Annotated in this window: 11 protein-coding genes; 7 read left to right on the forward strand and 4 right to left on the reverse strand. The window is 62.9% G+C overall.

Annotated features, from left to right (window positions below; all coding sequences use genetic code 11):
- Window positions 1-16: 16 nt before the first annotated feature.
- Both PSUM_RS06575 and PSUM_RS06580 read right to left on the reverse strand, forming a co-directional pair.
- Window positions 17-2,413: a type VI secretion system Vgr family protein gene (locus PSUM_RS06575; protein WP_083349238.1), complete on the reverse strand. Its 2,397-nt coding sequence runs from the start codon at window positions 2,411-2,413 to the stop codon at window positions 17-19.
- A gap of 283 nt (window positions 2,414-2,696) precedes the next feature.
- Window positions 2,697-3,386 (reverse strand): GntR family transcriptional regulator, encoded by a 690-nt coding sequence (locus PSUM_RS06580; protein ID WP_020795451.1) that lies wholly within the window; start codon window positions 3,384-3,386, stop codon window positions 2,697-2,699.
- Between the two features lie 140 nt (window positions 3,387-3,526).
- On the opposite strand from PSUM_RS06580, the gene PSUM_RS06585 reads away from it, so the two are divergent.
- The 7 genes from PSUM_RS06585 to PSUM_RS06615 all read left to right on the forward strand — a co-directional run bounded on the left by PSUM_RS06585 (window position 3,527) and on the right by PSUM_RS06615 (window position 10,887).
- Window positions 3,527-4,609, forward strand: coding sequence for an ABC transporter ATP-binding protein (locus PSUM_RS06585; protein ID WP_033040923.1), 1,083 nt, complete (start codon window positions 3,527-3,529; stop codon window positions 4,607-4,609).
- A gap of 1 nt (window position 4,610) precedes the next feature.
- A complete protein-coding gene (locus PSUM_RS06590) occupies window positions 4,611-5,528 on the forward strand; it encodes an ABC transporter permease (RefSeq protein ID WP_020795453.1) in 918 nt (305 codons plus the stop codon).
- Window positions 5,525-6,313 carry an ABC transporter permease gene (locus tag PSUM_RS06595; protein WP_020795454.1) on the forward strand — a complete coding sequence of 263 codons (789 nt, stop codon included), beginning with the start codon at window positions 5,525-5,527 and terminating at the stop codon, window positions 6,311-6,313. Before PSUM_RS06590 ends, PSUM_RS06595 begins: the two co-directional genes overlap by 4 nt.
- 17 nt (window positions 6,314-6,330) lie before the next feature.
- Entirely contained in the window at window positions 6,331-7,383 is a 1,053-nt protein-coding gene (locus tag PSUM_RS06600; RefSeq protein WP_033040925.1) for an extracellular solute-binding protein, read from the forward strand.
- Window positions 7,384-7,531: 148 nt separating this feature from the next.
- Window positions 7,532-8,728, forward strand: coding sequence for an amidohydrolase family protein (locus tag PSUM_RS06605; protein ID WP_083349239.1), 1,197 nt, complete (start codon window positions 7,532-7,534; stop codon window positions 8,726-8,728).
- Window positions 8,725-10,212: an amidohydrolase family protein gene (locus PSUM_RS06610; protein WP_083349240.1), complete on the forward strand. Its 1,488-nt coding sequence runs from the start codon at window positions 8,725-8,727 to the stop codon at window positions 10,210-10,212. Before PSUM_RS06605 ends, PSUM_RS06610 begins: the two co-directional genes overlap by 4 nt.
- 12 nt (window positions 10,213-10,224) lie before the next feature.
- Window positions 10,225-10,887, forward strand: coding sequence for a flavin reductase family protein (locus PSUM_RS06615; RefSeq protein ID WP_020795458.1), 663 nt, complete (start codon window positions 10,225-10,227; stop codon window positions 10,885-10,887).
- 56 nt (window positions 10,888-10,943) lie between these two features.
- Here PSUM_RS06615 and PSUM_RS06620 read toward each other — a convergent pair whose 3' ends face one another.
- Both PSUM_RS06620 and PSUM_RS06625 read right to left on the reverse strand, forming a co-directional pair.
- The gene (locus PSUM_RS06620) at window positions 10,944-14,042 is read right to left on the reverse strand and encodes an error-prone DNA polymerase (RefSeq protein ID WP_162276365.1); all 3,099 of its coding nucleotides are present in this window, start codon (window positions 14,040-14,042) and stop codon (window positions 10,944-10,946) included.
- Window positions 14,018-15,433: a Y-family DNA polymerase gene (locus PSUM_RS06625; protein WP_083349241.1), complete on the reverse strand. Its 1,416-nt coding sequence runs from the start codon at window positions 15,431-15,433 to the stop codon at window positions 14,018-14,020. The genes PSUM_RS06620 and PSUM_RS06625 overlap by 25 nt, the downstream gene beginning before the upstream one ends.
- Window positions 15,434-15,437 lie beyond the last annotated feature (4 nt).

Below are 15,437 nucleotides of genomic sequence, written 5' to 3' on the forward strand. Positions count from 1 at the left end.
CTGTATATCTCCTCGATCAGCCTTGGCGCATCAGCAAGCCAATGGCGTTTTTCCGAGCCTTTTGCAGGCACTCCTCGCACACCGACTTCGGCAGCTCCATCAACGGAAAACGCTGGCCGCCAGGCCCCTCCCAAACGTGCTGTCCTCTGGACAGTAGTTTGGTGGGGCTATCGAATAGAATTCCGTCGGTTGGGCTGAGGCGGATTAATGCTTCTCCGCTGCCGAGCGTGATGCCCTTCTTGGCCAACAACTGCAGCTCCCCCTGCACCGACTGCACGGTGATGTCCTGCTGGGCAATCAGGTTCATCAGGTCGCCGTGGGATTCGATTTCCAGTGGGCCCTCGCCGGAGACCAGGCGCATACCTTCGCGCTGGGCGAGCAGTGAGATGCCTTTTTTGGCGTGTGCCGACAGGCGCCGGTCGGCGGCGAGGTGGATGTCGTCACGGCTTTGCAGGTACATCCCGTCGCCACTGTTGAGCAGCAGACTGGCCGGTGTGACTGCGCCGATGCCGTCGGGGGCGCTCAAGAGGATGGCTGGGGCGGACAGGTCTTTGGCGTCCGCTTGTAGTTGCTGCAGACCGTCGATGGCGGGTGGTCGACTGTTATGGGCCTGGGCAATTTCCTGCCACTGGGCCATTTGTTGTCGGGCGCTTTCGATCTGGCGGGTGGCCGGCGCCATGGCGAGTACATCGTCAGCAGCCTGGGGCTGTTCATCGGCGCTGATGAACAACCCTTTGCCCGCGCGCAGCGCCCCCCAATCATCCGTCCTTAGCTCAAACCCCTCCCCGCGTTTTTTCTTCGTGGCATCCACCAAATGCCCCAGGTTCAGCTGGCTCTTGCCGCCATACTCGGTGCTGAGCTTGACGTGTTCCTCCCCGCGCAGGTCTTCCATGCGCAGCTTGTTGTTCGCCGGTGTACGCAGCACGTTGCGTGTGTGGTCGCGCCTGCGCAGGGTCACGTGGTCCGGGTGTTCGCTGTCGTGCAGGGCGTGGGCGATGTAGGGGCGGTCGGGGTCGCCCTGTTCGAAGGCGATGGCCACTTCGGTGCCGCAGATCAGCGGCAGGTGCAGCCCAAAGGTGTCGCCGGCGTAGGCGCGCGCCTGGCGCAGCCACATGCTTTCTTCGCCGAGCTTCCACGGGTCGCGGTCGAACAGGAAGTTGACCTTGTAGCGGCCTTCGACGTCGATTTCGGCGTATTGATCGTGGGCTTCGCCACTGGTGACGCGGGCCGGGACGGTGCCGGCGATTTGGGGTTTCGGCGGCAGTGGCGGACGGAAGCACAGGGTTTCCGCATAGGGCATGGCTTCAAAGCGGCACTCGAAGCTGGCATCGCGGGCGGCGCGGGTGCGCACGCCGATGATCGCGCAACGCGGGGTGAAGGCCTTGGGTGCGCCGCCGGTGACGGTCAGCACCTGACCCGGTGCGAGGGTGGCGCTGCTTGTGATGCCGCGAAGGCGGGTCTGCTCGTTGAGGTAGCGCTCGTGGCGCAAGCGCGCGTAGAAAAAACCGCTTTCGCTTGCCAGGCCTTCGTGCCGGTCATAGGCGTCGCCGAGCACGCGGTAGGGTTCGGCGTAGTGGTAGGCCTCGCCGTAGGTGATTTTCGCACCGCGGGTCTGGTCGACGTCGGCGTCGAGGTGGGCATTGGCGTCAAGGGGGTGGTAGGTGCGGATGTTGACGTTTTTTTCCACTACCTGGTGGTGGGTTTGCAGGCCCCACACGCCGTCCGCATCGCTGCTGCTGAGCCCCGCGGGCGAGTAGTACGGCAGCTCGACGTCGAACTGGTAGCCGCGCTGACCATCGCAGAATTCCACGACGTCGATGTGCAGGCGTTGGTCGCTGGTGAGGCGGTACCAGATGCCGACCTCGGCCAGCAGCCGGCTGATGAAAGCCAGGTCGCTTTCACCGTACTGCATGACCTGCTCGCGCCGGGGGTAGTCACGCACCAGGCGGAACAGGAAGTCCTGGCCACGGAAGTCGTGGCGGCTGCGCAGGATGCTTTCGACGATTTCCGGCACCGACTGATCCTGGTAGATGCGGTATTGCCGGCCGCGTTCAAGCAAGGCCAAACGCGGTTGCAGGATGAGTTCGTAGCGGGCTTCGTCACGGGAGGCGGACAGGCGCTTGAGGCCGGTGATCACGCCGTGCAGCGTGCGCAACGGTTTGACCTCGGGCACTTTCCAGGGCATCGGCGCGACGTTCGATGACGCGGCGTGCAAGCTGAAAGAGGCGTCCTTGCCCAGCAGCTGTTCGGCTTCGAGATCGAGCTCGGCGCTGGTGAACTCTATCTCGTAGGTGAAGGGTTGGCTGAGGCGTTCTTCGCCGCGGAAGGCAAGGACATCGAGGCGGGTCTCGAGGTTGCGGACCCAGAGTTTATGGCGGCTGTGGTTGAAGAAAACGGTTGGTGCGGTGCTCATGTACAGACCTCCCTGAGAGCATACGGGGAGGCTTCATTTCCATCCCTCGTTCAAGTGCTCGACAGCTTTAGGGAAGCTGACACGTGCTGAAAATAAGACGTTTCCTTTTTGTGCGTAGGACGCGTCTTTGATTGGTGTAATTGATATGTAGGAGTTTTCCCGCTCTTGGCGCCAGGCTTCTCTGCCGCCACCATCCCCGCGATAGCAGCGTAGCTGATTGTCAGGCCCTCATCGCGGGCAAGCCCGCTCCCACAGATTGCATCTGCAGATTCAGACCGGCTGGTTACACCTCAATCAGATGCTTGAGCGGGTTGTAGCTACTTTTCAAGGTCGCCGCCACATCCAGAATCGCCTTCTCGATGCCATTCAAATGGATGCACGTCAGCTCGATCGCCGCGCTCTGGTTGCCCGCCTCGATGTACTCGATCAAACGCAGGTGTTCGTCATCGCGGCAGGCTTCGTGGCTGTCGTCATCGAGCGCGGCGGCGTACAGCGAGGCCCGGGAGATCAGCTTCTGGAACCAGTCGAGCAACACCGGGTTGTTCAGGCTGCGGGCCAGCTTGATGTGGAATTCGCCGAGCAGGTGGATCAACCGTTCGTGGTCACCGTTGCGATGCGCTTCATCCTCGAGCAGCAAGTGATCGCGCAAATCCCGGGTCACCGCCGTATCGCGCCGGCGACACAATTCACTGACGATGCCGATCTCGACCAGGCGCCGGGTTTCGAACAACGAGCGGATCTCTTCGTCGCTCGGAAGCGACACCGACGCACCTTTATTGGGCTCGGTGGTGACCAGTCCATCGGCTTCCAATTGCTTGAGCGCGGCACGAACTGACGTACGGCTGACATTGAAAAGTTCGGCCAACGAAGCCTCGCCCAGCTTCATGCCGGGACGTAGCGAGCGTTTGCTGATCGCCTCGTAAACCCCTTGGTAGACGCGATCCACCGTGGTTTCCAGTTTCTTTTCCGCCATTCGAAGACTCCTTCAGTGCTGTGCAACCGGCCCCAGGCGAATCAACAGCCTTGAAAAAGGGGGTTGCACGAGCAGGTTAATCCGGGTATTCCTAAATTGCATCCAGATTTTGCATACAATAATTAGAGGAATGCACCATTATGGGTCATCCAGTTGCAATCGAAGTGCGTAATGTCTCCAAGCGGTATTCCGACGATCCAGGGCTGGCACCCGCTCTGGACAACGTTTCAGTCGACATTGCCGATAACGAGTTCTTCACACTGCTCGGCCCTTCCGGCTGTGGCAAGACCACTTTACTGCGCACCATCGCCGGCTTCGAGCATGTCAGCGAGGGTGAGATTCGCCTCGCCGGTGAACCGGTCAACGAACTGCCGCCGTTCAAGCGCCGGGTCAACACGGTGTTCCAGAGTTACGCGCTGTTTCCGCACATGAGTGTTGCGCAGAATATCGCCTTCGGCCTCGAGATGCAGGGTCTTGATCGCACGCTGATCGCGCAGCGGGTCGATGAAATGCTGGCGCTGGTGCAAATGCAGCACCTGGCCAAGCGCAAACCCGCCGAATTGTCCGGCGGCCAGCAGCAACGGGTGGCTCTGGCACGGGCCCTGGCGCCGAAACCGAAAGTGCTGTTGCTGGACGAGCCGCTGTCGGCGCTGGACCTCAAGCTGCGCAAGGAAATGCAGGTCGAACTCAAGCGAGTGCAGAAGGAAGCCGGGATTACCTTCATTTTCGTCACCCACGATCAGGAAGAAGCCTTGACCCTGTCCGATCGCATTGCGGTGATGTCCGCCGGCAAGATCCTGCAGGTCGGCACGCCCAATGACATTTACGAACGGCCGCAGCATCAGTTCGTCGCGCAGTTCATTGGCGATATCAACTTCCTGCCCGGCCACCTCAAGCGCGGCCAGCACAATGAAAACCTGTTCGTGCCCAACGGCATGCCGGTGGAAATCCCCTGCCTGCCTCAAGGCATCGACGGCAAGGTGCAACTGGCATTCCGCCCGGAACGTTCACAACTGGTGGACCCGGCGCAACCGCACCACCTGCGCGGCGTGATCGAAGCCGTGCTGTACGTCGGCACCGCGACCTTGTACCAGTGCCGCCTGAACAACGACATCAAGGTGATGCTGCGGGAGAACAACGAGGGCCTCAATCGCAACCGTGGCGTCGGTGATCGGGTGGCGGTCAACCTGCCCCCCCACGCCTGCCTGTTGATGGAGGCTTGAGATGAGCGTCAGCAGCACTTCCCCAGCCCTCAACCGCGCGCTGTTGCTCAGCCCGGTGGTCCTGACCCTGCTGGCCCTGATCGCCATTCCGTTGGGCATCATGGGCTACATCAGCCTGCTACCGCGCAACGTCTATGGCGGCGTCGACTGGCAGGCCGACTGGCAATTGCAAAGCTACGTGCAGCTGTTTTTCCAGGAAGGTTTCGATGGCGAACTGGAGCTCAACTGGGTCTACGCCCAGGCGCTGTTGCGCTCGGTGTTCCAGGCCGGTGGGACCACGGTATTGTGTTTCCTGTTCGGCTTTCCAGTGGCGCTGTGGATGTCGAGCCTGACCCCGCGTCGGCGCAACCTGATGGTGTTGCTGATCACCATCCCGTTCTGGACCAACCTGCTGATCCGCAACTACGCCTGGTTGATCATCCTGCGCGAACAGGGCTGGGTCGCCCAGAGCCTCAACGCACTGCTCCCCAGTGCTGGCGGCATCACCCTGCTCTACAACGACTTCGCGGTCAGCGTCGGGCTGGTCTACAGCTTCCTGCCGTTCATGATCCTGCCGATTTACTCGACCCTGGAAAAACTCGACTGGCGTTTGGTGGAAGCCGCTTATGACCTGGGCGCCAATCGCTGGCACGCACTGCGGCGGATCATCCTGCCGCTGTCGATGCCAGGGGTGATTGCCGGTTCCCTGTTGGTGTTCGTGCCGAGCCTGGGAGCCTTTATCACCCCGGCGATTCTCGGCGGCGGCAAGACCCTGATGATCGGCAACCTGATCCAGCAACAGTTCGGCACCGCGCGCAACTGGCCCCTGGGCAGTTCGCTGTCGTTCCTGCTGCTGGGGATTTTGCTGCTGTCCCTGGTGCTCTACGCCCTGTATAGCCGCAGCGCCGCCAAAACTCTTCGTCGGGGAGCTACCGCATGATCGCCCTGCACCTGAAAAAACTGCCAATGACCCGGGAAGTCAGCCTGCTGATCCTGGCCTACCTGTACCTGCCGATCTTCGTGTTGATCGCCTACAGCTTCAACGCCAACCGCTCGGCGACGGTGTGGACCGAGTTCTCGTTCGCCTGGTACGGGCGGATTTTGGCCAACCCGTCTATCCAGACCGCCGCGCTGAACTCGATCATCGTCGCCGGCATCGCCACGGTCTGTGCCACGGCGATTGCCTTGCTCGCGGCGCTGGCGACCTACCGGCCGTTCTACGGCCAGAAGATGGTCGAAGGGGGGATCAACCTGCCGCTGATCCTGCCGGAGATCGTCACCGCGGTGGCCACCCTGCTGCTGTTCATGGCGCTGGGGATCAAGCTGGGGTTGCTGACGGTGATCGTCGCGCACATCGGCTTCTGCATTCCCTTCGCCTACCTGCCGATTCGCGCGCGGCTCAATGACCTGGACAAGAGCCTGCTGGAAGCGGCGAACGACCTGTACGCCAACCCGTGGCAGGTGTTTCGCCGGGTGACGCTGCCGCTGTTGTGGCCGGCGGTGCTGTCCGGGTCGGTGCTGGCGTTCGTGGTCAGCCTCGACGATTTCATCATGACCTTCTTCGTCGCCGGCCCCGGTTCGACCACCTTGCCGGTGTACATCTTCTCCGCGATCAAGGCCGGCGTGACGCCGGAGATCAACGCGATCTCGACCCTGATGCTGGTGATTTCCATCGTGCTGGTGGTGCTGGCCTTCTGGCTGGGACAGCGCGGTAAACAACAATGAGCCTGGAGTGTTCGTCCATGAAAGTGAAAAGCCTGCGTTTCGCCGTTGCCAGTCTGGCCCTGAGCTGCTTCACCGCATTCAGCGCCCACGCCGCCGAGCCCAAGGAGCTGTTCTTCTACAACTGGACCGATTACTACCCGGTCGAGCTGTTGGCCAAGTTCGAAAAGGAGACCGGGATCAAGGTCACCATGGACGGCTACGACAGCAACGAAACCCTGTTGGCCAAATTGCAGGCCGGTGGTGCGGCGTATGACGTGATCGTGCCGTCGCAGTCGATCATGCGCACCTTGATCAACCAGGACCTGCTGCTGCAAATCGACGCCTCGACCCTGCCCAACTTCCAGTACGTCAAGCCGGCGTTCCGCGACCCAAGCTTCGACCCTGGCCGCAAATTCTCGGCACCGTACCTGTGGGGCAGCACCGGGTTCTCCTATGACAGCGCGCGGGTGCCTGGCGGCAAGCTGGACGATTCGTGGAAAGAGTTCTTCGAACCACGCAAGGAACTGCAAGGGCAGCTGGCTGCCCTCGACACCTCCAGCAGCGTGATCAACGCCGCCAGTCATTACCTGAACGTCGACGAATGCACGGAAAACCCGCAGGACGCCAAGCGCATTCTCGAACTGCTGCAAAAACAGAAACCCTTCCTGAAGATGTACAGCTCGGACAACACCGTCGACCGCATGGCTTCCGGTGAAGTGATCATGATGCAGAACTGGAACGGCTCCACCGCCCGGGCCACCTTGCAGAAGAGCACCATCAAGTACGTGTATCCGAAAGAAGGCCTGGCGATGTTCCAGGACAACTTCGCCGTGCCGAAAAGCGCACCGCACCCCGGCAACGCGAAGATCTTCATCGACTGGATGATGAAACCGGAAAACGCCGCCGCCGTGTCCAACGCCATTGCCTACGCCAACGGCATCCAGAGCGACAAGCTGATCGATGCCAAGTGGCGAGTCATGGACGCCATCAACATGCCCGACGAATTCGCCTCGCGCCTGCGCCCGGAGAAGGAATGCAGCAACAAGGCGCGTGAGCTGCAGGACCGCATTTGGGCGAAGCTCAAGGGCTGATCCGAAACCGAGTCGCGGCTTCGCGAGCAGGCTCGCTCCCACAGGGTTCGGGGGTTACCCCAGATTCTGTGTCCCACATAAAACCACTGTGGGAGCGAGCCTGCTCGCGAAGAGGCCCGCCCAAACAACACAGAATTTGAGGTATGCAATGACCCAACCCCGCTGGCTGCGCAACGTGCGCCCCTACGGCGCCCCCGCCGAAGACCTGCTGATCGAGAACGGCCGGTTCAGCCAACGCCGTCCCGCTTCGAACGAAGCCTTGTCGGCCACCGACATCGACGGCCAAAACCAGCTGCTGACCCCCGCCCTGGTGGAAAGCCACGTGCACCTGGACAAAACCCTCTGGGGCCAGCCCTGGCGCCCGAACAGCGCAGGTCCCACCCTCAAGGACTACATCGCCAACGAGCGGCGCATCCTGCGCGAAGTCACCGTACCGATCGCGCAACGCGCCGGTGCCCTGCTGGAAAACTGCATCGCCCGCGGCTCGCTGACCCTGCGCTGCCACGTCGATATCGATCCGGAATTCGGCCTGCGCCATGTCGAAGCCATGCAGCAACTGCAGGAACAATACCGCGACCTGATCGACCTGCAACTGGTGGTATTCCCGCAAACCGGCCTGATCAGCCGCCCCGGCACCGTCGAACTGATGCGCGAAGCCATGGCCCTGGGCGTCGAGAACGTCGGCGGCCTTGACCCGTGTGGCATCGACAACGACCCGATCGCGCAACTCGACTTTGTGTTCAAACTGGCCAGCGAGTTCGACCGTGGCGTCGACATTCACCTGCACGACAAGGGTGAGCTGGGCCTGTGGCAGATCGCCCTGATCGCCGATTACACCCAGCGCTTCGGTCTTCAAGACCGGGTGATGATCAGTCATGCCTATTGCCTGGGGATGTTGCCGTGGAGCCAGGTCAAACCGGTGGCTGAACGCCTGGCAATATTGGGCATTTCGCTGATGAGTTCGGCGCCGGCCGATTGCGCGGTGCCGCCGTTCCTGGCGTTGCGCGAGGTTGGCGTGAATGTGTGCCTGGGTTCGGACGGCATCCGCGACGCCTGGTCGCCCATGGGCAACGGCGACATGCTGGAGCGGGCGATGTTGCTGGCGTTTCGTTTCGATCTGAACAAGGACGAAGAACTGGCGGCGGCATTTGAGGCGGCGACGGTCAATGGTGCCCGGGCGCTGGGTCATGACGGTGTTGGCCTGGAGATTGGCCAACCGGCGAACTTCCTGTTGATGCCCGTGCAGACGTTGGGCGAAGCCGTGGTTTCACGGCCACCGCGCGAGGTCTATCGCGGCGGGCAGTTGATCGCTTCCGGCGGTCGTTTACTGGAAAGTCGTTTGTGAAGCGCATCGGACTTCGGGCCAGTTGCGTGGTCGGCTTCGACGGCACGCAACATGTGCTGTGGCGCAACGGCGAAGTGGTGTTTGAAGGCTCGCGCATTGTGTTTGTCGGGCGTGATTTTCCCGGGCCGGTGGATCAGTGGATTGATTACGGCAACGCGCTGATCGGCCCAGGCTTCATCGATCTGGATGCCCTGGGCGATCTCGACTCCACGGTGCTGACCCTGGACAACGGCGACGAGCGCGACATGGGCCGGATGTGGTCGGCGCAGTATCTGGCGCGCGGTCCACGGGAGAGCTACAGCCCCGAAGAAGAAGTCTTCAAGTACCGCTACGCCTTCACCCAATTGATCCGCAACGGCATCACCACAGCCATGCCGATCACCTCGATGTACTACCGCGAGTGGGCCGAGACCTACGACGAGTTTGCCGCGGTGGCCGGCGTGGCGGCCGAGTTGGGACTGCGCACCTACCTCGGCCCCTGCTACATGAGCGGCATGAGTTACTGGCAGGCCGACGGCACGCTGGCCCATCACTGGGACGAAGCCCGGGGCCTGGCCGGGCTCGATGCGACCGAGCGGTTTTTCCAGGACTTCGACGGTGCTCATCAAGGGTTGATCCGCGGCGCTCTGCTGCCGGATCGCATCCAGACGTGCACGCCAGCGTTGCTGCAACGCACTGCTGCACTGAGCCGGGAACTCAACGCGCCGATGCGCTTGCATTGCTGCCAGGGGCTCGGCGAAGTGGCGATGGTGGAACAACTTCGCGGTTGTTCGCCGCTGGGCTGGCTGCAGGATCTGGGCCTGCTGACCCCGCGCAGCCTGTTGCCCCACGGCATCTACACCCACGGCGATGACGACCTGCAACGCGTGGTCGATGGTGGCGCCAGCCTGGTGCATTGCCCGGTGGTGTTTGCCCGCGATGGCGAGGCGCTGAATTCGTTTGGTCGCTATCGCGCCAAGGGAGTCAATTTCGCCCTGGGCACCGACACCTGGCCGGCGGACTTGCTGGACAACATGCGCCAGGGCTTGAACATCGCGCGCTTGATGGAGGGCGGCAATACGCTCACCAGCGCGCTGGACCTGTACAACGCCGCCACTCTCGGCGGCGCCATGGCCTTGGGCCGCGAAGATATTGGTCGCCTGGCACCGGGGGCCAAGGCCGACATCAGCGTGTTCAGCCTGCGCGGACTGCACTTGGGGCCGCTGTTCGACCCGCTGAAGAACCTGCTCCTGGCCGGGCGCGGTGACGATTGCATCGCTAGCTACATCGATGGCCGCTGCGTGATGCAGGACGGTCAGGTACGGGGTGTCGACTACCCCGCCCTGCAACGCCAGGCCCAACAGCAATTCGAAAAACTGATGCGCAGCCACAGCGACCGGGCCTTCGGCCAACCGGACTGGAGGACTCTGTTCCAGCCGGCCATCCCGTTCGCCGACGACTACAGCGCACAGGTGCCGCTGTGCGCCATCGATCCACTCCTTTAGAGAATTCTGCCCATGCAAAGCTTCGACTTCAGCCAACTGAGCCCACGGGACAAGTACAAGATTCTGATCGGCAGCGTGGTGCCACGACCGATTGCACTGGTCACCACCGTCGACGCTGAAGGCCGCGTCAACGCCGCACCGTTCAGCTTTTTCAACGCGCTGTCGGCCGATCCGCCGATCCTTGCGCTGGGCGTGGAGAACTACGGCGACCAGAGTCCCAAGGACACCACGCGCAACATCCAGCTCAACCAGGAGTTCACCGTGAACATCGTCAGCGATGCCCTGGTGGAAGCCATGAACGTCTGCGCCGTACCTTTCGCCCCCGGTTTCGACGAACTGACCGCCGCCGGCCTCACCGCCATCCCTGGCACCTCGGTCAAATGCCCGCGCATCGGCGAGGCACCGGTGGCGCTGGAATGCCGGCGGATGATGGCGCTGAACATCGGTCAGTCGCGGGAGATCATTTTTGGTGAAGTGCTGATGGCCCATGTGCGTGATGAGCTGATCGACCCGAAGACGTTGTACATCGATCAACTCGGGCTTGATGCGATCGGGCGGATGGGTGGGCATGGGTATGCGCGTACCCGGGATTATTTCGACCTGCCGACCCGCTCGTTGCAGGCGTGGACGGATGCGCCGGGGGGTGGCGAGCGGTTTTGGCCAATCGCCAAGTAACCGTCTTCCCACAGATCGTTCCCACGCTCCGCGTGGGAACGATCTGTGTGCGGGGGTCAGCGGAAATCCCGGCTGCGCACGCTGATGCCGTCGAGCAGTGGACTCAAGTCGCTCAAGCGCCCGGCAATCAAATGCCGCACCTCTCCCTCCTTCTCCCAGCGCCCATCGACCTTGAGCAACTGCGAGCCCACCAGCACCTGGCGCTGGCGCTCGGCCAGGTCGCGCCAGACCACCACGTTGACGTTGCCGAACTCGTCCTCCAGGGTGACGAAGGTCACGCCACTGGCGGTGCTCGGGCGTTGTCGGCCGGTTACCAGCCCGGCGACGCTGACCGGTCGCCCGTGCTCCACCTCCAGCAACTCCTTCGAACTGCGGCAGCGACGGGCTTTCAACTCACCACGCAACAAGGCCAGCGGATGCGGCCCGAGAGTGGTGCCGAGGCTGTTGTAATCGGCCAACAGGTCTTCGCCGACCGTGGGTTTGGGCAGCGCCACCGCGCCTTCCTCCTGACGGGGCAGGCCGGCAAACAGGCCGAGCTGCTTTTGCACCCCCGCCACTTCCCAGCGCGCCCTATGCCGGTCACCGGCCAGCCCGCGCAAGGCACCGGCATCGGCCAGTTGTTCCTGGGCGCGGGCATCCAGGCATGCCCGTTCGCCAAGGTCCGCGATGTCGACGAAGGCGCCTTTCGAACGCGCCGCCTCGATGCGCCGGGCATCGTCCTGCCGAAAGCCCTTGATCATGCGCAAGCCCATGCGAATCGCCGGTTGCGCACCGGCAATCGGTTCGAGGCTGCAATCCCAGTCGCTGGCCCGCACGTCTACCGGACGAATCTGCAAATGGTGACGGCGCGCGTCCTGCAGGATCTGGTCCGGGCTGTAGAAACCCATGGGCCAGCTGTTGATCAGGGCACAGGCGAAGGCCGCCGGTTCGTGGCATTTCAACCAGCAACTGGCGTAGGTCAACAAGGCAAAACTGGCGGCATGGGATTCGGGAAAACCGTAGCTGCCAAAGCCTTTGATCTGTTCGAAGATCTGCGCGGCGAAATCGGCGGTGTAGCCTTTTTTCTTCATCCCGGCGGCCAGGCGATCCCTATGCGGTTCCAGTCCGCCATGGCGTTTCCAGGCCGCCATGGAGCGGCGCAACTGATCGGCTTCGCCGGGGCTGTAGTCGGCGGCGACGATGGCGATCTGCATGACCTGCTCCTGGAACAGCGGCACGCCGAGGGTGCGCTTCAACACCTCGCGCAACTCTTCGGAGGGATAGCTTTCGAGCTCTTCCTTGTTCCGCCGCCGCAGGTACGGGTGCACCATGCCGCCCTGGATAGGACCGGGGCGAACGATGGCCACCTCGATCACCAGGTCATAGAACTCGCGGGGCTTGAGCCTGGGCAGCATCGACATCTGTGCCCGGGACTCGATCTGGAACACGCCGATGGTGTCGGCACGGCCAATCATGTCGTAGGTCAATGGGTCTTCGGAGGGGATCGTTGCCAGGCTCAAGTCCAGGTTGCGATGACGACGCAGCAAATCGAGACAACGACGAATGGCGCTGAGCATGCCTAATGCAAGGATATCCACCTTGAGCAGGCCGACCGCGTCCAGATCGTCCTTGTCCCACTGGATGATGGTGCGCTCCGCCATGGCAGCGTTTTCCACCGGCACCAGGGTGTCCAGGGGATGCTCGGAAATCACGAAACCACCGGGGTGCTGTGACAGGTGCCGGGGGAAACCGATCAGTTGCCCGGTCAGGCTCAATACCCGGCGCAACACCGGGCTCTCGGGATCGAAACCGCCTTCGCGCAGGCGCTCCACGGGCGGTGTTTCATCACTCCAGTGACCACAGCAATCGGCCAGGGCATTGATCTGGTCCGGCGGCAACCCCAACGCCTTGGCCACATCACGCACAGCGCCGGCCGCGTGGTAGGTGCTGACCACGGCAGTCAGTGCCGCGCGGGTCCGCCCATAGCGCTGGAACACGTACTGCAAGACTTCTTCACGGCGCTCGTGCTCGAAGTCCACATCAATGTCCGGCGGTTCGTCGCGCTCTTTGGAAAGAAAGCGCTCGAACAGCATGTTCATCCGGTCGGGGTCGATCTCGGTAATGCCCAAGGCGAAACACACCGCCGAGTTGGCCGCCGAGCCTCGGCCCTGACAGAGGATTTTCTCGCACCGGGCGAAGGCGACGATGTCCTGGACAGTGAGGAAATAACTCTCGTAGCCCAGCTCGGCAATCAGCCCCAGCTCCTTGTCGATCAGCCCGCGGACCTTCTCGCTCGCACCCTGGGGCCAGCGCTGGCGCATGCCCCGCTCAGTCAATTCCCGTAGCCAGGACGCTGCACTGTGCCCATCGGGCACTAGTTCGCGCGGATACTGATAACGCAACTGACCCAGATCAAAGGTGCAGCGCCGGGCAATGTCCAGGGTTTCGTCGAGCAAGGCTGGCGGATAGAGCTCGCGCAACACATCGAGGCCGCGCAGGTGCCGTTCGCCATTGGGGTGCAGGCGCAGTCCGGCATCGGCTACCGGCAGGTGATGACGGATCGCGGTCATGGTGTCCTGCAGGGCCCGGCGCCCGCGCGCATGCATGTGCACATCGCCGCTGGCCACCGCGGGTATCCGCAGTTCCCCGGCCAGCGCCAGGAGATCATTCAGTCGTCGGGTATCGTCCTGGCCGCGATGCAGCTGGACCGCCAGCCACAGGCGTTCGGCGAAGACCTGCTTCAACCAATGGCCCTGCTCAAGGTCATTGACCGCGTCCGGTACCCACAGCGCCAACAGTCCTGGCAATGCTTCGTCGAAGTCTTCGCGCAGCACTTGATACTGACCTTTTTGCGTACGACGTCGAGCTCGTGTGATCAGTCGGCACAGGGTCTGGTAACCCTCGAGGTTTTCCACCAGCAACACCAGCTTCGGGCCGTTCTCAATGCGCACTTCACTGCCGATGATCAGTGGCAGCTCCACGGACTTCGCCGCTTGCCAGGCGCGGACAATACCCGCCAGGGTGCACTCGTCGGTGATCGCCAGGGCCTGATAGCCCTGTTTTTTCGCCCGCTGGAACAATTCCAGGGCACTGGAAGCACCGCGCTGGAAACTGAAGTTCGACAGACAGTGCAGCTCGGCATATCCGGCGTTCACGCGAACCAGCCCTGCAGCCACAACTGACCACCCTCGCCCACCGCACGGTAGGCCCAACCCTGCTGGCCGGCACGGGTTTCGATCAAGTAGTAATCACGGCGCACGTCATCGCCGTCCCACCAACCGGACTCGATGCGTTCCGGCCCCATGAGGATGCGCGTCGAGCCTTCGTGCACCGCCAGCGGTTCGGTCAGCAGCCAGCCCGGTCGCTGCACGGTCGGCAATCGCGCACCGGGCTGGCTGTCGGCACTGGCCTGCCACGCGCACTCGGGCCGGTGATCGGCCTGGAAGCGCAGGCCCTGCACGGCATCATCCCCCAGCCGTGCGCGCAGGCGTTCGCGCAGTTGCTCCCAGGGCAAGGTCTGCTGCGGGCGATCGTCGAACAGCTCCTGAAACTGCGGAACGAAGCTCGGCAAATCTTCGGCGCGCAGGCGAAAACCGCGCACAGGGGCTTCGACCTGGACTTGCTCCAGGCGCCCTCGCGCCAGTTCGAACAGCATCGCCGGATCACGTTCGGCACTGAGCAGGCCGACCTTGATCAGCGTGTCCGGCAATCCGGCGTGCTCCAGGTGCAGGTCGAAACGCTGCACACCGCTGTCCCGACCGCACAGGAACGTCGACAGATCCCCCGTCAGGCGGCGCAACGGAAACAGCAAGGCCTGATGGGACTGCACATCGAAATTGAGCTCGATGCGCACATCGAAACGGTCCGGCGGCAGGTAGAACGCCAGCGCCAGGCGTCGTATGCCCAGCAATTCATCCAGGTGCTTGAGCACCTGGGCCTCGAAACGCCGGGCCAGGCTGTGCCGGGGCAACGCCTGCACCTGGCTCAAGGTGCGCAGGCCCATGCGCGACAACGCCGTGGCCACGCTGGCCGCCAGACCGATGCGGTCGATGGGCATGTGCCCCAGGTGATGCTGCAAGGCTTGCTCGTCGGCCACCACCAGGCCGTCGTAGGCGTTGGCCAGCATCCGCGCCGCCACCGGATTGGGCGCCGCGACGATGCGGTGACGAAACCCCAGTTCGCCGAGTTCGCTGCGCAGGCGCGCCTCGAATTGCGGCCAGGGGCCGAACAGTCCCAGGCTGGACTCGATTTCGAACACCAGCGCCCGCGGATAATGCACGCTGACCTGGGAGCTGAAGCGATAAGCCCAGGCGGCCAGGAATTGCTGCCAGTGTTCGATATCCGCGACGTCGTACTCGGCGGTGGCAAAGCCCTTGCTCAAGGCCTGGGCGGCGCTCATGGACTGGCCGGGGCGCAGACCCAGCGCCCGCGCCGGGCCATTGACCGCCTGCAGCACCCGCCGCTGGGCCGGGCCGGTCAGCAGTGCCAGCGGCTCCTGGGGGTCGGCGCGCTGACGCAGTACCGCGTCCAGCGCCAATTGCGGAAACAGAATACAGACCCAGCGCATGGCA

Origin of the sequence: Pseudomonas umsongensis (genome assembly GCF_002236105.1) — a bacterium.
Taxonomy (GTDB): Bacteria; Pseudomonadota; Gammaproteobacteria; order Pseudomonadales; family Pseudomonadaceae; genus Aquipseudomonas; species Aquipseudomonas umsongensis.